General features: G+C 37.8%; 18 protein-coding genes. 14 read left to right on the forward strand and 4 right to left on the reverse strand.

From position 1 onward, the window contains the following. Positions 1–7 precede the first annotated feature (7 nt). Positions 8–1489 (reverse strand): spore germination protein, encoded by a 1482-nt coding sequence (locus SFC47_RS03710; RefSeq protein ID WP_411252896.1) that lies wholly within the window; start codon positions 1487–1489, stop codon positions 8–10. Positions 1490–1691: 202 nt separating this feature from the next. Here SFC47_RS03710 and SFC47_RS03715 point away from each other — a divergent pair, with 202 nt between their 5' ends. Beyond that, a complete protein-coding gene (locus tag SFC47_RS03715) occupies positions 1692–2915 on the forward strand; it encodes an ATP-binding protein (RefSeq protein ID WP_411253614.1) in 1224 nt (407 codons plus the stop codon). Between the two features lie 252 nt (positions 2916–3167). On the opposite strand, the gene SFC47_RS03720 is transcribed toward SFC47_RS03715, so the two are convergent. Continuing rightward, positions 3168–3866: a hypothetical protein gene (locus SFC47_RS03720; RefSeq protein ID WP_411252897.1), complete on the reverse strand. Its 699-nt coding sequence runs from the start codon at positions 3864–3866 to the stop codon at positions 3168–3170. A gap of 429 nt (positions 3867–4295) precedes the next feature. Here SFC47_RS03720 and SFC47_RS03725 point away from each other — a divergent pair, with 429 nt between their 5' ends. Next, complete coding sequence (locus SFC47_RS03725) at positions 4296–4433, forward strand: hypothetical protein (protein ID WP_411252898.1); 138 nt, start codon at positions 4296–4298, stop codon at positions 4431–4433. 118 nt (positions 4434–4551) lie between these two features. Here SFC47_RS03725 and SFC47_RS03730 read toward each other — a convergent pair whose 3' ends face one another. Then, the gene (locus SFC47_RS03730) at positions 4552–5121 is read right to left on the reverse strand and encodes a biotin transporter BioY (RefSeq protein WP_411253615.1); all 570 of its coding nucleotides are present in this window, start codon (positions 5119–5121) and stop codon (positions 4552–4554) included. A 642-nt stretch (positions 5122–5763) separates the two neighbouring features. Between SFC47_RS03730 and SFC47_RS03735 the strand changes: the two genes are divergently transcribed. The 11 genes from SFC47_RS03735 (at position 5764) to SFC47_RS03785 (ending at position 18323) form a co-directional block, all read left to right on the forward strand. Further along, positions 5764–6903: a thiolase family protein gene (locus tag SFC47_RS03735; protein ID WP_411252899.1), complete on the forward strand. Its 1140-nt coding sequence runs from the start codon at positions 5764–5766 to the stop codon at positions 6901–6903. A 40-nt stretch (positions 6904–6943) separates the two neighbouring features. Then, on the forward strand, positions 6944–7714 hold the full coding sequence (locus tag SFC47_RS03740; RefSeq protein WP_411252900.1) for a 3-hydroxyacyl-CoA dehydrogenase: 771 nt from the start codon (positions 6944–6946) through the stop codon (positions 7712–7714). A gap of 37 nt (positions 7715–7751) precedes the next feature. Then, positions 7752–8528, forward strand: a complete 777-nt coding sequence (locus SFC47_RS03745; protein ID WP_411252901.1) for an enoyl-CoA hydratase/isomerase family protein — start codon at positions 7752–7754, stop codon at positions 8526–8528. 161 nt (positions 8529–8689) lie between these two features. Further along, positions 8690–9835: an acyl-CoA dehydrogenase family protein gene (locus SFC47_RS03750; protein ID WP_411252902.1), complete on the forward strand. Its 1146-nt coding sequence runs from the start codon at positions 8690–8692 to the stop codon at positions 9833–9835. 238 nt (positions 9836–10073) lie between these two features. Further along, positions 10074–11075 (forward strand): zinc-binding dehydrogenase, encoded by a 1002-nt coding sequence (locus tag SFC47_RS03755; RefSeq protein ID WP_411252903.1) that lies wholly within the window; start codon positions 10074–10076, stop codon positions 11073–11075. Between the two features lie 427 nt (positions 11076–11502). Further along, on the forward strand, positions 11503–12645 hold the full coding sequence (locus tag SFC47_RS03760) for a CaiB/BaiF CoA transferase family protein (protein WP_411252904.1): 1143 nt from the start codon (positions 11503–11505) through the stop codon (positions 12643–12645). Positions 12646–12708: 63 nt separating this feature from the next. Further along, entirely contained in the window at positions 12709–13473 is a 765-nt protein-coding gene (locus SFC47_RS03765) for an SDR family NAD(P)-dependent oxidoreductase (RefSeq protein ID WP_411252905.1), read from the forward strand. Between the two features lie 45 nt (positions 13474–13518). Beyond that, a complete protein-coding gene (locus SFC47_RS03770) occupies positions 13519–14718 on the forward strand; it encodes an acyl-CoA dehydrogenase family protein (protein ID WP_411253616.1) in 1200 nt (399 codons plus the stop codon). 39 nt (positions 14719–14757) lie between these two features. Continuing rightward, positions 14758–15837, forward strand: a complete 1080-nt coding sequence (locus tag SFC47_RS03775) for a phosphotransferase family protein (protein WP_411252906.1) — start codon at positions 14758–14760, stop codon at positions 15835–15837. A 132-nt stretch (positions 15838–15969) separates the two neighbouring features. Then, positions 15970–17496 carry a class I adenylate-forming enzyme family protein gene (locus tag SFC47_RS03780; RefSeq protein WP_411252907.1) on the forward strand — a complete coding sequence of 509 codons (1527 nt, stop codon included), beginning with the start codon at positions 15970–15972 and terminating at the stop codon, positions 17494–17496. Between the two features lie 89 nt (positions 17497–17585). Next, complete coding sequence (locus SFC47_RS03785; RefSeq protein WP_411252908.1) at positions 17586–18323, forward strand: alpha/beta fold hydrolase; 738 nt, start codon at positions 17586–17588, stop codon at positions 18321–18323. A 71-nt stretch (positions 18324–18394) separates the two neighbouring features. On the opposite strand, the gene SFC47_RS03790 is transcribed toward SFC47_RS03785, so the two are convergent. Continuing rightward, a complete protein-coding gene (locus tag SFC47_RS03790; RefSeq protein ID WP_411252909.1) occupies positions 18395–19303 on the reverse strand; it encodes a LysR family transcriptional regulator in 909 nt (302 codons plus the stop codon). 288 nt (positions 19304–19591) lie between these two features. On the opposite strand from SFC47_RS03790, the gene SFC47_RS03795 reads away from it, so the two are divergent. Then, entirely contained in the window at positions 19592–20584 is a 993-nt protein-coding gene (locus tag SFC47_RS03795) for a zinc-binding dehydrogenase (RefSeq protein ID WP_411252910.1), read from the forward strand. Positions 20585–20633: the final 49 nt, after the last annotated feature.

Genomic DNA, 20633 nt, shown 5'->3' on the forward strand with positions numbered 1-20633 from the left:
GTGGTATTCATTTTATTTTATTTTCATTTTCAATCTCTGAATGCTTCATGCTTAAAGAAGTAATTGGAAACCGTATTAAGCTATCTTTTTGACCAGCCAATTTGAATGGTGCAAAAGGCGTAAAATAAGGCACACCGAAAGACCGTAAACTACACAGATGTACTAATATAAAGAGAGTAGATAATAATATGCCATAAAATCCAATAAAAGCAGAACATAAAATTAACAGAAAGCGTAAGCCTCTGGCGGTATTGACAATATTTGTATTTGGAAGTGTAAAGCTATTTATAGCTGATGTAGCAACAATAATGACAATTGCAGCAGAAACAAACCCAGCTTCTACTGCTGCTTGACCTAAAATGAGAGCTCCAACAATGGAAACGGCTGGACCAATTGCTCTAGGCATCCGTACGCCAGCCTCTCTTAATACTTCAAAGGCAAGCTCCATAAGTAATAATTCAATAATAGCAGGGAATGGAACTCTTTCTCTTTGAGCCATTAACGTGACCATTAATGTAGTAGGGATTAATCCCTGATGATGCGTGATTAAAGCTAAATAAACGGCAGATGCATACATATTCAAAAGAAACGAGCCAATTCGAATTAATCTTAAAAAAGAGCTGAAAACATTATTCTCATAATAATCTTCCGGAGATTGAAAGAACTGAATTAGAAATACCGGTAATAGTAAGACAAATGGTGTTCCTTGAATAATTATCGCTATTTTCCCTTCTAATAAATTCGCGGCAACTACGTCAGGTCTTTCGGAACTTTGCATAAGAGGGAAGAGTGTCTTTCTGTTGTCTCGTACCGCTTCTTCTATATAATTGGCTTCAAGAATGCTATCTATCTTAATCTTATTTATCCGAGATAAAGCTTCCATGACAATCCTGTGATCTGCAATACCTTCTATGTACATAATCCCGATATCTGTTTTCGTTACATTTCCTACTTTTGTTGATTTAAGCCTTAATTTCGCATTTTGGATTCTAGACCGTACTAAAGAGATGTTTGTGCTAAGATTCTCAGTAAAGCTATCCTTTGGACCTTTAATAACGGTCTGGGTGGTTGGTTCTGTAATCGACCGGGATTGAATTTTTTTAGTACCTAGAATGAGTGCTATTGATGAATCCTCAATCAAAATAACTGTATTGCCAGCCAAAATGTTTTCTAAAAGCTTTGACCAGTCTAATATATACTGGATTGAGGGTACAGAAATAATTTGAACCATTTTGTCTGTTATGTCTTTTGCTGTTTTCAAAGTCGATGTTTCTTTATGAAGTTGTATAATCGGGCTGATTACATTTTCATTAATACTTTGTTCATCAACGATGCCTTCAATATGTAAAATCGCTATAACTTTAGAGGAAACTTTGAGTCTTCTGATTAATAAATCGTCGCAATTTCCGAGTTCGATTTCAAGTCTATTAATGTTTTCCTCAACATTCTCGCTAAGTGGAATTAGTTGGTTGTGATTCTGGTCAGGCATGTTAAAATTCCCCTTTCGAGAAAAATTTTCTAAACAATTATTATTTTTTCCAAGAATGACTTTATTATGATTACATATTTTTAAGCGGGAAATATAGAAAAACAGATATGTATAAATTCCCAATATTGTAGTAAAATATTGTTTTGTTATGTAATCTTTTGTTTACAACTCTAACGAAAGGAGTTACACCTTGATAGAATCATTGCTCTTAAATTTCCTTTTTCTCTTATTCCCGGTTTTAACTTTTCTACTATTTTTTGAAAGTAGATTCCATACATTTAATCGATACATATTAACACTCCTTTCATCAATTTCCATGGTTTTATGTATGGCATTTCCTATAAAATTAGAAATTGGCTTTATATTTGATTTACGCTATATTCCTTTTTTAATTATTGCTCTTTTTGGAGGATATAAGTTTACAATCCCACTCTTTATTATCTTAAATGCGTATCGGTTTTTAGTTGGTGGTGAAGGAACGATTCATTCATTTATTTTTGCTTCTGTTATTTTTATAATAGTACCGCTCTTACATAAATGGTTTATGAATCAAAGTACAAAGAAACGAATCTGGAGTGCCGTAATGGTCTCTATTCTGACTATGCTCCTGTATCTGACTATATTGGGTACATTAATGCCAGTTTTGAATAGAGAATTCTGGACATTAACCATCAATGCTATAACTACTTATGCTGTGGTCATGTTCATCATCATGATTTTAATAGAGCAAATACATGCTAATATTATGAAACGTGAATCAACTCAACAGTCGGAAAGATTTAATATTATCAGTGAATTATCAGCTAGTGTGGCACATGAAATTAGAAATCCACTTACAGTTACAAAAGGGTTCCTGCAGCTTCTAATTAATTCTCAGAACATTACACAGGAAGAGAAAAAGTATATTGATTATTCATTAGTAGAATTAAAACGCGCTGAAAGAATTGTAAGCGACTTTCTAGCTTTTTCTAAGCCTCAAAGTGAAAACATGATTTATTCTAATCTCAAAGAGGAAACAGAATATGTAAAAAACATAATTACCCCATTTGCCAATATGCACCGGGTTGAAATCCAATATATGTTTTCTAATTCAATAAATATTTACTATGATAAAAATCAAATGCAACAATGCTTAATGAATTTATATAAAAACGGGATTGAATCCATGATAGAAAATGGCGGGGTCCTTACTATCAATGTAACGGAACATAAGAATGACATCACGATTAAAATCAAAGATACTGGGGTAGGCATGTCGAAGGAAGAAGTATTTCAATTAGGCAGACCCTATTACTCTACCAAAAGCGAAGGAACAGGTCTTGGCATGTTGATGGTTTATAGTACCATCAATAAAATCAATGGAAAGATTGAAGTACAGAGTGAAAAAGGGAAAGGGACTACGTTTTTTATTTCTATTCCGGCTTAAAGAATGTAAGACATAGGGTGGGATAATAGGACTTAATAGATCAATAATAAAGACTTAACCCCGGTGGTTAAGTCCATTGTATATGTTTATATAAACTTCATTCTCCTTAAAAAGAAGTTGGATATAATGAGTTTTTTCCTTTCCTTTTATTTTTTTATTATCTATATTATCGAGAAGGATTATCCTCATAATCCTTTTGTTTCGATTTGTATATTAATATGAAATTGTCTATTCCTTTTTGAATAAGAGCTTTTAACCTCCCCTCATAGTAAAAATGGGTTGGTTACGATCACCTGGACCGATAAAGTCTAATGCGGCAGGGGAGAATACCATAACTTTTCTCTTAACGCCCTCCAAAAACATTCGGATTGGTCCGATAACTTCAGTATCTTGAAAGACATGGCCTCCAAAGAGTCTCCTCTTATTGGCCCTCCATTCGAAGACAATCATATTTTTCTTCTTGCCTGCTTTAACAGTGGCACATTCTTTGGACTCCTCATGAAGAGGTAATGCTGCTTCAAGTCTTTGTAACACTTCCTCTTCAATCGAGGCAACGATTCCAATTTCACGTTTATTTAAAACTAAGACGAATTCATAACCTGCTGCTGTTTCCCTTTGCACAACAGTGACTTCATCCGTTATATGCGTGATAATATCACCGGATTCATTCGTGAGTAAGTCTTTTGAGATTTCTTTTTTCTTAATGACTCGAAAAAATGCCTTCGCACCAATTTCTTCATCAGAGAAGTCAAATGGTTTAATACTTTGTGTGGTTACAAGGTATAAATTATTAACTTTCTCTTTTGTGTTTAATTGGACACATAAAGCAACATCTTCATTCACCACCCTTCCCTCATTGTTAGAGAGCATAGGGACATTCATTTTCATTCCTGGAAATTGAACGAAGATGTAGCTAAAGTTTTTCTTAGGCTGCACATCCAGAAGTCTCATAAACTCACAACCTTTCCGATTAGTTACAAGATTATTACCTTGTAAATGTATAATTCCACATACTTTCTTTGGTACCTGTTTTTCGATGAACAGTTTTCATCGTCACTTTCTTTTGAAATGTGATGGATCCTCCCTTTAAGTGAGCAATTATGAGCAATTCTATTATCGAAAAACAAAGAATGGTTAGTATTTGTCGTAAATATTCCTTTTAAGTTTAAATAGGATTACCATTTGAAATTAACTGATAGTAAACAATAATTGACTTTCATCAATTTTACAAGATTATTAGTTAAGGTTAGAATGTAATTAATAGTAAGAATTTCAGGGAGTAATAAATATATGTAAATTACATATATTGTTAAAATGTGTTTTGTATATGTAGTTTACATATATGAGTTAAGAAATAATATCGAGAATGGAGGCATTTTTATGAGTGAGCAAGAAGAAATTTTGCTTCATAAGACTTCAAGTATTCTTAGAAAAGATACAAGCATGATGAAGCTAAACGATATCATTGAAGAACTAGTAAATATAATTGAATCAAATTCCGAGGTTGATAAGTCTTAACTTGTATAGGGACGGGGATATATATATTTACTAGGATACAGATAATAATAGAGCGACTCTCATTCGAGAGTCGCTCATTTTATTTAATCTAAACTAAGATAATAGATCGCTGCGCTATTTAACTAGATATTTGATGAGGAGAAGATAAAAGCTTTGCTGATACAAGTCTTTTATAGACTGTAATTCCTATCCATGATGCTAAAAAGGCTTTAATTAAGCCAACGATAATAAATGGTAAAAAACCTGAAGCAACTGCAGCCATCCAAGTCATATCAGCCGCAAATTTTAGCCATAAGGTCCCAATGGATAAGGTAATAAGCATCCCGACTGTATTGGCGATTAAACCTTTTACAACTGTGAAGCTTGTTTTTTCTAAAATATAGCCTGTTAAAAATGCAGCAGGAATGAAACCAATAATATAACCGCCAGTAGGACCAACAATCACCCCGAATCCACCAGACATTCCACTAAAAACAGGAATGCCAATAGCGCCAATCAAGGCATATAAAATAACAGAAAGAGTACCATATCTAGAACCTAAAATTGTTGCTGCCAAACCAACTGCAAGTGTCTGTCCGGTAATTGGAACTAGTGGTAATGGGATTGTTACTTGAGCCAAGATGCCGATAATGGCAGCAAATAAAGCACTTAAAATCCACATTTTTAGTTCATTGCGTGATCGAAGCATCATATTCCTCCAAAAGTTTTTTGTTAACTTAAAATATGTATTGGTTAACAAATTGAGTATAAAATGCTTCGCAAAGCTTTGTCAATCATATTTTTCGATGAAAATCATAGTAATGAGCTATTTGTCATCACCTGATTGTTCCGCAAGTTCCTCCTTCCACTTAATTTCGGGCACAATCATTACCGGATTGTACCCCAAGTTCCTTCTCCCACCTAATTTCGGGCACAATCATTACCGGATTGTACCCCAAGTTCCTTCTCCCACCTAATTTCGGGCACAATCATTACCGGATTGTTCCGCAAGTTCCTCCTCCTACTTAATTTCGGGCACAATCATTACCGGATTGTTCCGCAAGTTCCTCCTCCTACTTAATTTCGGGCACAATCATTACCGGATTGTTCCGCAAGTTCCTCCTCCTACTTAATTTCGGGCACAATCATCACCGGATTGTTCCGCAAGTTCCTCCTCCTACTTAATTTGTCCTCGAGGGAGCAGGATGCTTTCTATAATTAACTAATAGTTAACAATAGTTAATTATTATGTATTTTACATTAATGATAAGACAAATTAAAATAAAGTAAATTGTTACTTTTCTAAATTATTTGAATTTTAAAACTAAATTATGTAGGAAGGTGTATAACCGTGCGTGAAGTAGTTATTGTTGAAGCAGTAAGAACACCGATAGGGAAACATAGAGGATCCTTAAGCTATGTTCATCCACAGGAGTTAGCGGCTCATACATTAAAAGAGCTAATAAAAAAATCAGGGGTTTCTCCAAGTCTTGTTGAAGATGTCATTTTTGGTGTCTGCTCACAGGTTGGAAAACAAGGGTTTGACCTTGCCAGGGTTGCTGCGTTAATTGCAGATTTTCCAATTGAAGTACCTGGAGTTGTGGTGGAAAGACAATGTGGATCAGGACAGCAAGCCATCCATTTTGCCGCCCAGGCCATACTAAGTGGTGATATGGACGTTGTCATTGCAGGTGGAGTTGAAATCATGTCCTATGCAATGCCACTAGCTATTGCAGATCATAGTGAAGAGTATTTTAAAAAATATGAAGTTCTCCACCAAGGAGTTTCGGCAGAACGAGTTTCAGATAAATGGGGTCTTAGCCGAACTCAATTAGATGAATTTTCCTTAGAAAGTCACCGAAGAGCTATTAAAGCACAAAAGGAGGGACGATTTGAGCGAGAAATCACCCCAATCGGAGTAACCCTTCCAGATGGTACAACCACTATTATTTCCGCTGATGAAGGTCCTAGAGAAAACACGAGTATAGAAAAATTAGCGAGTTTAAAACCTGTTTTCCAAGAAGGCGGTAAAATTCATGCGGGAAATTCAAGTCAAATCAGCGATGGTGCAGCAGCAATATTAATCATGTCCCGCGAAAAAGCAGAGGAGCTAGGATTAAAACCAAGAGCTCGTATTATTGCACGGAGTGTTATTGGTTCCGATCCAACATTGATGTTAACAGGTCCTATTGAAGCAACTAGAAAAGCTTTGGATAAATCAGGACTCACAATGGAAGATATGGATCTATATGAAGTGAATGAAGCGTTTGCTCCCGTTCCGCTGGTTTGGGCACAAGAGCTGGGGGCAGATATGAATAAGTTGAATGTTAACGGTGGTGCAATTGCTCTCGGTCATCCAATTGCCTGTACGGGCGTACGTATTATGACGACGTTGCTCCATGAGCTTGAAAGATCAGGTGGCAGATATGGCTTAATGTCAATTTGTGAAGGCCATGGACAAGCGAATGCAACGATAATCGAGAGACTATAATTTTTTCCTTCTATTATATATACATTAAGGAGTGTTGGAAATGGAATTGAAAAATGGTGTAGTAGTGGTTACAGGAGGAGCTTCTGGTCTTGGAGAAGCAACAGTTAGAAATACAGTTACAAACGGTGGTAAGGCTCTTATTATTGACCTAAACGATGATAGAGCGGCCAATTTAGTTGAAGAGCTTGGATCTGAAAACGTGCTATATGTAAAAACAAACGTAGCCGAAGAATCAGAGGTTCAATCGGCTCTAGATCAAGGTGTTGAGAAATTTGGTAAAATCACGGCAGCCATTAATTGTGCTGGTATCGGACTTGGTGAAAAAACATATGGAAAAAACGGTCCTCATTCACTTGAGAAATTCAAAAAAGTTATTAATGTAAACTTAGTGGGTACATTTAATGTCATTCGTTTGGCGGCTGAAAGGATGGCAGAAAACGAACCAAATGAAAGTGGGGAAAGAGGAGTAATTGTCAATACGGCTTCCGTTGCTGCATTTGAAGGACAAATTGGACAAGCAGCCTATAGTGCAACAAAAGGCGGAGTCGTGGGAATGACGTTACCGATTGCCCGCGATCTGGCTAGCTATGGAATCCGGGTCTGTACCATTGCACCGGGAATATTTAAAACTCCTATCTTGGATGGTGCTCCAGAAGAATTATTAAATTCACTTGGTGCGATGGTTCCATTCCCTCAACGTTTAGGCCGTCCAAGTGAATACGCTCACCTTGTCCAAACGATTATTGAAAACCCGATGTTAAACGGAGAGGTCATTCGTATAGACGGTGCAATTCGTATGCAGCCGAAATAATAGAATAAAAGTTTAATTATTTCTGAGGTGAAAAGAGATGGAACTAATAAAAATTGAAATACAAGAGAGAATAGCAATTGTCACTATAGACAACCCGCCAATGAATACCTTAAGTACAGCCGTCATTCAAGAATTAGGTGCAACCTTCTCAAAGTTAAACAGTGATAATGACGTCTTAGCCATACTTATAACCGGTGCTGGAGAAAAAGCATTTATGGCTGGAGGAGATATTAAGGGCTTCCCAGAAAAAATCGGAAATCCGAATTTAATCCCAAGTTTTTTAAAGACACATGAAATCTTTAATAGCATTGATTTCTCTCCAAAACCAACGATTGCCGTAATAAACGGTTATGCCCTTGGAGGAGGATGCGAACTTGCCTTAATCTGTGATATCCGTATTGCAGAAGAGCAGGCATTATTAGGGGTACCTGAATGTACGCTTGGGTTGTTACCTGGCGGAGGTGGTACACAGCGATTGCCACGACTTATTGGTGAGGCGAAAGCAAAAGAGTTAATGTTTACAGGGGAACATATCACCGCGGAAGAAGCTCTACGAATCGGTTTAGTCAATCGAGTAGTACCAAAAGGCGAAGGAATCCATGCTGGTCTTCAATTAGCCAAAAAAATCAGCCAAAACGCACCTACAGCTGTAAGGAATATTAAAAAAGCAGTGGATGAAGGTGTGGAATTGCCATTGAACAAAGCGCTCGAACGGGAGGCGGAATTGTTCCAAGAGCTTTTTCTTACTGAGGATGTAAAAGAGGGCGTACAAGCATTTTTAGAAAAGAGACGTGCGCAGTTTCCAGGTCATTAATATAAGATCCCATCAAAATTTGGAGCCAGATTTAGTAAAGCATCAGATTTTGAACCAAATATACTTTTCATTTATCACCACTCTTTACTTATAAATAAATTTTATCTGTTAGAGTCTCCATTTATAAAGGAGACTCTTTGAACGAATGGAGGTAATATCAAATGAATCATCTATATTTAACACAAGAACATGAGATATTCCGTCAAGGATTTAAAAAGTTCTTAGCAAAAGAAGCACAGCCTTTCATTGAAAAGTGGGAAGAGGAAAAAATGACACCACGTTCTTTTTGGAATAAATTGGGTGAAAACGGTTATTTGTGTCCTCAGCTTGATGAAAAATATGGTGGATTCAATGCAGATTTTGGGTATTCTGTTGTGATAGCGGAAGAATTAACCAAAATGGCAGGAGGTTTTGGGATTAGCTTGCATAGTGACATCGTCATGCCTTATCTAGAATCCTTTGCGAATGAAGAACAAAAACAAAGGTGGTATCCGGGATGTTTAAGTGGTGATCAAATTTTAGCCATTGCCATGACAGAACCTGGTGCTGGATCAGATTTAGCAAACATCCGAACTACAGCTGTTCGAGATGGTGACTATTATATTGTCAATGGAGAAAAAACTTTTATCACAAATGGCTATTCCGCTGATTTAATTATCCTAGCAGTTAAAACCGATCCGAAGGCTACTCCGGCTCATAAAGGGATTAGTTTAATCGTGGTAGAGGCTGATAAGACACCAGGATTTACTCGGGGCAAAAAGCTAAAGAAACTGGGACAACATGTTAATGATACATCAGAACTCATTTTTGCCGATGCTCGTGTTCCGGTAAGTAATTTGCTTGGGGAGGAAGGGAAAGGTTTTTATTATTTGATGCAAAAGCTACAGCAGGAAAGGCTGGTAGTAGCATTAGAGGGCATCGTTACTTGTGAAGTTATGCTTGATTTAACGCTAGAATATGTAAAGCAAAGAAAAGCTTTCGGTAAACCCATTTCGCAATTTCAAAATACCCAATTCAAGATTGCGGATTTGGCAACGGAGATTACGATTGGCAGAACTTTTATTGATACGCTGATTCGTAAACATATGGACCGGGAAAACATCGTGACAGAGGTATCGATGGCCAAAATGTGGTCAACGGAATTAGCGAAAAAAGTAGCGGGGGAATGTATGCAATTACATGGTGGCTACGGATACATGGAAGAATACGAGATTTCTAGAAGGTATCGTGATGTCCCTGTATCGACCATTTACGCAGGAACGAATGAAATCATGAAAACCATTATTGCTAAAAACCTGGAACTTTAAACAGTATAAATCATAATTTAACTTCTAACTAACAGCTCGCCTGAAATTCAAGTGGCGGGCTGTTGCTTTTTTAGTGAACCTAGATAGAGTAACGACTACCCCTTTAATTTTACTTAATATCTATCTTAGTAAGTATTAATATATTCTTAAATTCATTTCTATATTATACTTGTCAGGGGATAACGCGATTATATCCAAATTAGTATTTTAATGGATGAAGATAAAGGGGACGAAGAACTTGAAAGCATGGTTGTTTGAAAACGTTGGAGAAAAAATGAAGCTTGTTGAACTGCCTAATCCTAAAGCCAAATCCGGCTGGGTTGTCATCAATGTAGAAGCTGCAGGTATGTGCCATTCGGATGTTGGAATTGTTGATGGGACAATTACTGCTGCGCTTGACCATAGACCCATAGTCCTTGGTCATGAAGTAGCAGGTACTATTACAGAAATCGGTGAGGGCGTCTCTGGTTTTATGGTCGGTGACCGAGTGGGTGTTTCATTAAGAGAAGGACACGATGAGGATGATGTAGGATTAGGTGCTGGGACTGCAAACGGCCCTCGTGGCGGAAGCGCACCTGGTATTCACGTTAACGGAGGTTATGCAGAGAAAATGTTGGTTCGTGCATCCCGGCTTATTGCGCTGCCAGACAATGTATCATTCGAGATGGGTGCAGTTGCTACCGATGCTATTACTACCGCCTATAGTGCAGTTATGACAGCTGGGGAAGTGAAGGCAGGTAGCGTTGTAGGCATAATAGGTCTTGGTGGTCTGGGGATGAACGGACTGCGTACAGCTTCGTTCGCTGGGGCTAAGGTATATGGAGTAGATATTAATGAAGACCTATTTGAGGATGCCTTCAAAAATGGGGCTGCAGGTTGTTTTAAAGATGTCTCAGAACTAAGCTCTTTGAAACCATCCGTCATTATCGATTTTGCCGGATTCGGCACAACAACAGCCGAGGCAATCAAAGCCGTTGCTAAATACGGTCGCATTGTACAAGTTGGTCTCGGAAAAATTGAATCTACAATCAATACCAATTTACTCGTTACTAAAAAAATTCAATTAGTAGGTTCGTCAGGAGGGACTCAAGAAGATCTTAAAAGAGTTTACGAGTTGATTACCGAAGGAGTCTACAAGCCGGAGCTCACTGAAGTTTCATTTGACAAATTAGACGAAGTATTAGATCAGTTTGCACAAGGAAAAACACGAGGTCGTATATTTACTCGGCCAAATAAATAATCTTACACAACTGCACCCTTTTGGTTTGATAAACTAAACCATGGAGGGTGCATTATTTATTATAGGGTATTCTCTCTTTCAACTAAACGAACTAACCATACCTATATCTTTATATTATAAATTATTCAATATACACCGGATTCCCTACCAAACTTAACTGATAATTAAGGATGCATAACTATTATGTATTTTACTGTACATTTAACAAAAGTTAAAATAAAGAAAATATTATGAATTAATTGAAAAATCTTATTCAATAATATTTTTATAATATTTAAGGGTGTGTCACCAGAAATTAGTGTATAAATCTGCCATGTTGCCCTCCAAGATTTCCTCACCATTTCATCTTAGGTTCATACTTCAATATTTATGCGAAATTTATTCTGGTAATGTAGTAGAATACAATTTTTTAATGGGAGTGTGACTTATGACGTTATTAAAAGGGTTAAAAATTTTGGATTTTTCTACCTTACTTCCTGGTCCCTATGCAACATTGATGTTAGCCGATCTTGGTGCTGATGTTTTACGTGTTGAATCAGCTTCAAGGCCTGATATGCTTAGAGACGGTTATCCTCGTGATGGAAAAGAATCTGTCAATCACGGTTATATCAATCGCTCAAAAAAGTCGATTACCCTAGATTTAAAAAATGCAGAAGCCATTGAAATCGTAAAAAAATTAGTTGCAGAATATGACATCGTATTAGAACAATTTCGTCCAGGTGTCATGGAACGGTTGGGATTAGGGTATGAAGCATTAAAAGAAGTAAACCCCAAATTAATTTACTGCTCGATAACAGGTTTTGGACAAACTGGGCCCTATCGTCACCGCCCAGGACATGATAATAACTATTTGTCTATTGCTGGGGTAGCAAGTTATTCAGGACGTAAAAAAGGAGGACCTGCTCCTTCGGGAATTCAAATCGCGGATGTAGCCGGCGGCTCTTTACATGGAGTTATTGGGATTTTGTCCGCGGTCATCTATCGAAATCGTACAGGTGAAGGACAATGGATTGATATCAGTATGACCGATTGTAGTTTTGCCCTGAACGCAACGGTTGCAGCAGGTTACTTAATGGGAGATATTACACCAGAGCTCGAAGGGACGTTTTTAAATGGCGGGAACTTCTATGACTATTATGAAACAAAGGATGGCCGCTATTTTTCTGTCGGAAGTCTGGAGCCGCAATTCCGTAAACTTTTATGTAAGGGGATAGGACGTGCAGACTTGATTGAACTTAGCTTTAGTGAGAAAGAAGAGGATATACATGCTTTTAAAAATGAAGTAAAGAACGCTTTTCTTTCAAAAACATTTGCACAGTGGCAAAAGGTATTTGCTGAAATTGAAGCTTGCGTAGAACCAGTCCTTACCTTTGCCGAGGCCTGTCTTCACCCGCAAATTGTCAACCGCGGAATGATCGTTAAAGTTCCGAGGACAAATGGGGGCTATCAAAAACAAATCGCTTGCCCTATTAAGACTTCGGTCTTTAAACCTGACTATAAGCACCCCGGTGTGGGACTGGGTGAGCATAACGAAGAAATTGTTTTACCTCTTGAACAACTACTAAAATAATCAATATGTGTAGTATTGAATCGTTTAATCCTACGGGTTCATAACAAAATGGGGGCAAAGTTCATGAAATTCTTAGATGAAGGATTTTCGCTTTCGGGAAAAACGGCGTTAATTACTGGCGGCAGCCGTGGATTAGGAAGAGAAATGGCACTGGCGTTTGCAAAGGCGGGAGCAGACATTGTTGTCGTCAGCAGGAAGCTGGAAGCATGTGAAAAAGTAGCAGCTGAAATTGAAGCACTTGGCAGACGAGCACTGCCAATACCCTGTCATGTCGGGCGTTGGGAGCAAATTGATCATCTTGTTGATGCTGTTTATAAACAATTCGGAAAAATTGATATTTTGGTCAATAATGCCGGTAAATCACCTCTATATGATTCCTTAGTGGATGTTAGTGAGGCCATGTGGGACAGCGTCCTCTCACTAAATTTGAAAGGACCGTTTCGTCTTTCTGCATTAATCGGTAAACGCATGGCTGAAGGTGAAGGCGGTTCCATTATCAACATTAGCAGTATAACCGCAGTTAGTCCGACTGTTGATGAAGTACCATATGCAGCAGCGAAGGCAGGATTGAATTCGCTTACATTAGGCTTAGCCGACACTTATGGTCCAAAAGTACGAGTCAATTGTATCATGCCTGGAGCATTTTTAACTGATATTGCAAAAGCATGGGATATGGAGGCTGTTATGAAAAGATTTGAGAGCCAGACCTCGCTAAGGCGGCCAGGCAGACCGGAAGAAATCATTGGAACTGCTTTATACCTTGCTTCTGACGCGTCAAGCTATACGACTGGTGCTATTATTCCCGTTGATGGTGGTTACCGGAAATAAATCATTTTGATCTATAAATCTAAATTAGAAGGAACTGAGAAAAGTATGTTTGAAAAATCAGAGAAAGCAAAGAGGTTAGAAACTGACCTGATTCAATTTATGGACCAATACATTTATCCAAACGAAGCTTTATACGAGGAACAGTTAAACCAAAACCGGTGGGATGAACCTCCCATTATGAGAGAACTGAAAGAAAAGGCAAAAAAGGCAGGGTTATGGAATTTGTTTTTACCCGAAAGTAAAAATGGTGCAGGTCTTACAAATTTAGAGTACGCCCCGTTATGTGAAATTATGGGCCGGTCAGGAATGGCTCCTGAAGTATTTAACTGTGCGGCACCGGATACAGGGAATATGGAAATCCTAGATCGATTCGGAACAGAGGAACAAAAAGAGAAATGGTTAAAACCTTTATTAGAGGGAGAAATAAAATCTACATTCAGTATGACAGAGCCAGATGTGGCTTCCTCCGATGCCGCCAATATACAAACCAGTATAAAAAGAGAAGGGGACTATTACGTCATAAATGGACGGAAATGGTGGCAATCGGGAATTGAGTCATCCAAATGTAAAATTTTGATTGTCATGGGGAAAACAGATCCAACTGCCCCCACATTTGAGCAGCAATCTATGATTCTAGTACCCAAAGACACTGAAGGTGTTAATATTGTTCGAAAATTAACAGTTTTTGGCTACGATGATGCCCCATATGGTCATTCTGAGGTTATTTTTGATAATGTCCGTATTCCTGCCGCCAATATTTTATGGGGAGAAGGTAAGGGATTTGCCATTGCCCAGGCAAGGTTAGGACCTGGAAGGATTCATCATTGTATGCGATTAATTGGTGCTGCTGAACGGGCATTAGAATTAATGATTAAACGGGCAAAAAACCGGGTGGCTTTTGGTAAACCAATATCTGAACAAGGTGTAATCCGTGACTGGATTGCAGAGTCCCGAATTGATATCAATCAAGCTCGATTATTAACGCTCAATGCGGCCTACATGATGGATACAGTTGGAAATAAAGCAGCACGGGCTGAAATTGCGATGATTAAAGTTGCTGCACCTAAGATGGCCGCTAGAGTCATTGATCGTGCCATTCAAGTACATGGCGCTGGTGGTGTAAGTGATGTGTTCCCATTAGCAAAAATGTACTCACAGGCTAGAATTACGAGAATTGCAGATGGACCTGATGAAGTGCACAAACAAACCGTGGCAAAGTTGGAACTTAGGAAGTATTCTGAATAAATCTTGGGAAAGAAAAAGGACATTATAGGAGATGTTACCATGAGTAATGAGTTAGAGGTCAATACGACTTCAGTTAATGGAATGGACGATTTAACTTGGGAGTCAGTTAGAAACTATTTGCAAAAACATATTGAGGGGATGCCGAATCAGCCTTTAACCATTAATCAGTTTCAAGCAGGGACATCCAATCTCACCTATCACATACAGTGTGGGGATTGGGAGGGTGTTATGCGCCGGCCTCCTTCTGGACCGCTTCCGCCAAAAGCCCATGATATGGGAAGAGAGTCAAAAATAATGTCCCGGCTCTATCCATTTTTTTCGTATGTCCCGGAACCTTATGTATATTGTGAAGATAGTAGTATCATCGGTGTTCCATTTTATGTAATGGAACGAAAAAACGGATTGGTCCTGGACAAGGAATTCCCTGAGGGAGTGACATTTTCGGAGAATGACTGTAGACAGGTGTCCTATTTGGTAGTAGATACATTAGCAGAACTTCACTCGGTAGATGTCAACAAAGCTAGACTGGAGGAGTTTGGTCATCCGCAAGGGTTTTTAAAAAGGCAGGTACATGGCTGGATTAAACGTTACCAGCTTTGCAAAACGGAAGAAATCTCCGTATTTGATGCGCTTTCCAAGTGGCTGGCCGAGAATATTCCATCTTCGAGTGAGGCTGTACTTATTCATAATGACTATAAATTAAACAATATGCTAATTTCATATGACCTTCAAAAAGTAGAGGCAGTGGTGGACTGGGAATTGGCGACAATTGCTGATCCTTTATTTGATTTAGGAACGACTCTTGGGTATTGGAATCAGCATGATGATCCTGAAATAGTCAAGCAGGGGATCCCAAGTATTACTTCTCATTCTAGTTTTATTAGTCGAAGAGAGTTTGTTGAACGCTATGCATCTAAAACAAAACGTGATGTCTCAAACCTTCACTTCTATTTGACCTTTTCATATTTCAGAGCCGCAATAGCACTTCAGCAAATGCATTATCGTTGGAAAATTGGTACTGCTAAGGATGAGAGGTTTGCCACCTTCAATCATTCGGTGAAAGTGTTAATGGAGCATGCACACGAACATTCATTGAACAAAGGTGAATTTAGATTGTAAAACATAGACAAATATTCTTAAAAGGAGGTGTTTTCAGAAAGAAGGTGGTTCGGGGGGAACTAGTGAAATGACTGTGTACGGAAGGTAAAACGCTTACATTTTTTCTATTTTGAAAAGAAAGGTAGATGCAAAATGAATATTGGAAATTTACACGAACGGTTACCAATTTATGCGAAAAACCAACCAAACGAAGTAGCTGTAGTTTTCGGAGAATCAAAAAGGACATATTGGGAATTGTTTGAAAGAGTAAATGCTCTGGCCAATTCACTCATTGAAGCAGGTGTTAAAAAAGGGACACACGTTGTTTTGTACATGAAAAACCGGATTGAAATGCTAGAAGTTTTTTATGCCCTATCTACAGCCGGTGCGGTTGCGGTACCAGTTAATTACATGATTGAAGGGAATGATCTACGCACATTACTGAATAGTTCCGATGCAACTCATGCCTTCGTTGAGGTAGAAAAGCTAGAAGCATTCGAAACGGTCTTAGACGTTCTTCATACAATTAATGCTAATTCGACAATTCTTATCGGTGGAACAGCTTCATCCTCCATTTACCTTGATTATGAGAAACTTATTTCCAATGGATCAACGGAGCCGCCTAACATTGAAGTGACTGGTAAAGACGCTGCAGCCATGATCTACTCATCGGGTACCACTTCATTACCAAAAGGAATTATCTTTACACATGAAACGATGATTTACCGGGCATTTATTGGAGCAACTGAATGGAAATTAAATTTCGGTGATACTGTATTAATATCTGTTCCAATGTATCATAGTGTCGGCCATTTATTTTCATTTTATATAGGTTTGACTGGTACTAAACTTGTCATTTCAAGAGATTTTGATCCAAGAGGTACATTATCACTAATTCAGAATGAAAAGGTAACGTTTGCGTTTTTTGTCCCTACACAATATGTAATGATGTTGCAGGTTCCAGATTTTGATGATTTTGACCTATCGTCTTTAAATATGTTACTTTGTGCTGCAGCACCACTTGCTGAGTCTGTTAAAAAGCGGATATTCGAGAAGTTTAAGACAAATTTATCAGAATTTTTTGGGTGTTCAGAAACTAGTGCGTTTATTATCCTTCGTCCAGAAGATGTCATTCGAAAAACAAGCAGTGTTGGTCAACAGTGTCCTTTTTTTCAAGTTCGGCTTGTGGATGATGAAGGTATAGATGTAGGTGTTGGGGAAGAAGGTGAGTTTGTTGTTCGGGGTGCTGGATTATTTAGTGAGTATTATAAGTTGCCGGAAGAGATGGAAAAATCATTTTTGCCAGGCGGTTGGTTCAAGACTGGGGATATGGGCAAAGTGGACGATGAAGGTTTCTATTACTTACTAGACCGTAAGAAGGATATGATTATAAGCGGTGGAGTGAATATTTATCCGAAGGATATTGAAGAAGTACTTTTTACACATTCTGCTGTTCTTGACGCTGCAGTCATAGGCATTCCTGATGAGAAGTGGGGGGAAGCGGTGAAAGCAGTTGTTGTATTAAAACCCGGGTCACAAATTGAACAACAGCAATTAATCGACTACTGTAATGCAAGGCTGGCAAAATATCAGAATATTAAGGTGCTCAAAGTAGTGCCATCCCTGCCGAGAAACCCTTCTGGAAAAATACTAAAAAGAGAACTGCGATTAAGAGTATAATTCTATAAAAACAAACTATCTTTGAGATCTTTCTTCCTAATAACACTATCTATATCAAGGAGTTGTTGTGGGTGTTCCATTATCTAGACATGGGGAAAGGCGAACCATTGGTGTTGATTCATGGCTTTGGCAGTAAAAAAGAAATGTGGAAAAATCAATTTGAGCTTTCAGAATCATATCGGATCATTATTCCTGACTTATTAGGACATGGGGAATCAAATGAAGTAGAAAATATATCGATACCGAATTTTGCAAAAAATATTATGAGCCTGTTAGATCAATTAGGAATAGAATCAGCACACTTCTGTGGTATTTCATTAGGAGGAATTATAACACAAGAAATTTACCGTTTATTTCCAAAAAGAGTAAAGAGCATGATACTAACTAATACGACTTCATATTTACCGAAAACAGGAGCAAAATGGTTCCTTAAAAAGAAAATTGCCAAATTTATATCGTCACCTAAAGAGGCCATTGTCTTAGCAGCCGCTAAAAATTGTGTGTATGATCAAAAACCAGAAATAATTCAAGAATTAAAAGACGCTTTATTATTAAAGGATGAAACATATATAAAAACTGCACATGAAACATTAGGTGTAAATTATTTATTCATGTTACCGTTTATTAAAGTTCCTACTCTTATTATTGGAGGATTATACGATAGACTTTTACCGGTAATATTAGCTAGACAGACACACCTAATGACCTTAGGTAAAGCAAAATTAGTTATTTTTGATAAATGTGGACATGCACCGGTAATAGAACACAAAAAAAGATATAATGAATTATTGCTTGAATTTCTAAATAATCATAAGCAGATCTCATAATAAAGTAATCTAATGAATAAATGGAAACAATCCTCATTGGTAAAAGTGAGGATTGTTTCCATTTATTCAATTTAGGTGTCGCTGTTTAAAAGGTCTTCTTTCAATCTTGTGAGAAAAAGCTTTGACGATTCGGATATTAATTTATCCTTTGAACACACCCATCCTATATAAAAAGGCTTCCAGCAAGAAACATCGATTTCAATACAAGTAAACTCTTCTTTTAATGGAGATGAATCGTGGGTAAAGGATATATCCATCGCGATAGTAGAGGCAAATTCTTCAGATACTAACTTTAGTATTGTACTCGAGTGGTCCGTATAAAATAAAATATTTAATGGACCATATAGACTGGTAAACAGATCCAAAAATCGTTGTAAAATCTCATTTTTATGGATTACGAGCGGTAGTTTCAATAGCTCTTCAATGGAAATGGATTTATACTGAGCAAGAAAAGACTTTCGACTTACCACTAGCACTAGTTTACTATCCAGCAGATGTCCTGTTAAAAACTGATTGTTTTCTAACAAAAACTCTTCAAATAATATCATTAATCCGATGTCGACTTTTTGTTGGCGGATGTCCTCATTAATTTCTGACATATTTTTCTCTGACCATTTAATTTGGGTCTGAGGGTAGTCTTGCTTTATGCTCTTGATTGTATTCAAAGTCAAAGGCATTAATCCGGGAATGCTGGCAACGCTGATCTCTTTGAGTTGAGATTCTGAAAAATTTAAAGCGTCCATTTTGATTTCCTGGAGGATATTCAAAGCATGGTATGCTTTTTTTAAAATTAACTTTCCTTCTGGTGTTGGCGTTGCTCCTTGATGGCTTCGTTGAAATAAAATGACCCCTAGCTCTGATTCCAAGTTTGAAATTGACTGGCTAACAGCAGATAAAGTGACATTCAAATTGTTTGCTGCTTTGGACAATGATCCTGCCTTGGCAACTTCTACCACATATTCTAATTGTTCTACCTTCATGTATTTATCAGCCTCATACTTTCACTTAATTCTTATTGCAATAAATATACATTACTAATATTTTAACAGATTTACACAATATAAGGGACCTTAATCCTCATTATTGCTACTTGGTAGATTATGAGATTATTTAGACTGCTCTTACATATTTTTCTTTGTAACACCCCTTTAATAATTCTTAATTAATCCTGTACGAAGTTTAAATACCACTTAACACTATTTCTGAATTATAATGTAAACGTAAACAGTTAGATTAATTAAAAAATTTCCAATAGAGAATGGTGGAACATGATGAAAGCTTGGTTATTTGAAAAAATTGGAGAACCTATGAAACTGGTTGATTTACCAAATCCAAAAGCAAAACCAGGTTGGGTCGTTCTTAATGTAGAAGCAGCAGGGATGTGTCATTCCGATATTGCGATGACTGATGGTTCAGGAACTCATTGGTTATCCCAATTGCCAATTGTACTAGGGCATGAAGTTGCTGGGACGATTGTTGAAATTGGTGAAGGCGTTACTGGGTTTAAAGTTGGTGACCGAGTAGGTGTGTCTGGGAGTGCAGAGGGTGATGAAAATGGTGTTAATAACGGGAGCATTCTCGGCGATAGTATTCCAGGAATCCATATAAATGGTGGGTATGCCGAGCAAACAATGGTTCGTGCTTCACGTCTTATCCCAATACCTGATGAAGTTTCCTTTGAACAAGCTGCTGTTGGTACGGATGCCATTACCACTGCTTATCATGCAGTGATGTCGTCCGGTAATGTGAAATCGGGTGATGTTGTAGGAATTATTGGACTTGGCGGATTAGGAATGAATGGCCTTCGTATTGCTGCAGTATCTGGGGCAAATGTTTATGGAATTGATCTTAATGAAGATCTTTTTGAAGAAGCTATGAAAAATGGAGCAAGTGGATGCTTTAAAGATATCAGTGAGTTAAGAGCTGTTAAGCCAAATATCATTATAGATTTTGCTGGAATGGGGACGACAACTTCCGAGGCCGTGAAAGCTGTAAATGTGGATGGCCGTGTTGTAGTAGTAGGGCTAGGAAAGCTTGAAGCGATAATTGATACACAAGTACTGATTAGACGCCGTATTGAATTAAAAGGATCATTGTATGGAACAAATGGGGATTTAAGGCAGGTCTATCAATTACTTGCGAAAGGTCTCATTAGCCCGACACTAACAGAAGTCCCATTTAATGAACTCAACAATGTTTTAGAGCAGTTCCGCGAAGGTAAAACAAGAGGACGTATTTTTACCCGTCCTAATCGTTACTAAACTTAAAAGAAAACGAAGGGAGGTGATTCATGGAGAAAGAGTAAGCGGA

This window comes from Neobacillus niacini (genome assembly GCF_046591715.1).
Lineage (GTDB): Bacteria > Bacillota > Bacilli > Bacillales > Cytobacillaceae > Neobacillus > Neobacillus niacini_L.

Excerpts from the sequence above, each read along its gene's own strand:
- SFC47_RS03775 (WP_411252906.1), top strand. The coding sequence starts at position 14,758 with ATGAGTAATGAGTTAGAGGTCAATACGACTTCAGTTAATGGAATGGAC.
- SFC47_RS03770 (WP_411253616.1), top strand. The coding sequence starts at position 13,519 with ATGTTTGAAAAATCAGAGAAAGCAAAGAGGTTAGAAACTGACCTGATT.
- SFC47_RS03725 (WP_411252898.1), top strand. The coding sequence starts at position 4,296 with ATGAGTGAGCAAGAAGAAATTTTGCTTCATAAGACTTCAAGTATTCTT.
- SFC47_RS03785 (WP_411252908.1), top strand. The coding sequence starts at position 17,586 with ATGGGGAAAGGCGAACCATTGGTGTTGATTCATGGCTTTGGCAGTAAA.
- SFC47_RS03710 (WP_411252896.1), bottom strand. The coding sequence starts at position 1,489 with ATGCCTGACCAGAATCACAACCAACTAATTCCACTTAGCGAGAATGTT.
- SFC47_RS03720 (WP_411252897.1), bottom strand. The coding sequence starts at position 3,866 with ATGAGACTTCTGGATGTGCAGCCTAAGAAAAACTTTAGCTACATCTTC.
- SFC47_RS03740 (WP_411252900.1), top strand. The coding sequence starts at position 6,944 with ATGGAATTGAAAAATGGTGTAGTAGTGGTTACAGGAGGAGCTTCTGGT.
- SFC47_RS03780 (WP_411252907.1), top strand. The coding sequence starts at position 15,970 with ATGAATATTGGAAATTTACACGAACGGTTACCAATTTATGCGAAAAAC.
- SFC47_RS03760 (WP_411252904.1), top strand. The coding sequence starts at position 11,503 with ATGACGTTATTAAAAGGGTTAAAAATTTTGGATTTTTCTACCTTACTT.
- SFC47_RS03745 (WP_411252901.1), top strand. The coding sequence starts at position 7,752 with ATGGAACTAATAAAAATTGAAATACAAGAGAGAATAGCAATTGTCACT.
- SFC47_RS03765 (WP_411252905.1), top strand. The coding sequence starts at position 12,709 with ATGAAATTCTTAGATGAAGGATTTTCGCTTTCGGGAAAAACGGCGTTA.
- SFC47_RS03790 (WP_411252909.1), bottom strand. The coding sequence starts at position 19,303 with ATGAAGGTAGAACAATTAGAATATGTGGTAGAAGTTGCCAAGGCAGGA.
- SFC47_RS03750 (WP_411252902.1), top strand. The coding sequence starts at position 8,690 with ATGAATCATCTATATTTAACACAAGAACATGAGATATTCCGTCAAGGA.
- SFC47_RS03730 (WP_411253615.1), bottom strand. The coding sequence starts at position 5,121 with ATGCTTCGATCACGCAATGAACTAAAAATGTGGATTTTAAGTGCTTTA.
- SFC47_RS03795 (WP_411252910.1), top strand. The coding sequence starts at position 19,592 with ATGATGAAAGCTTGGTTATTTGAAAAAATTGGAGAACCTATGAAACTG.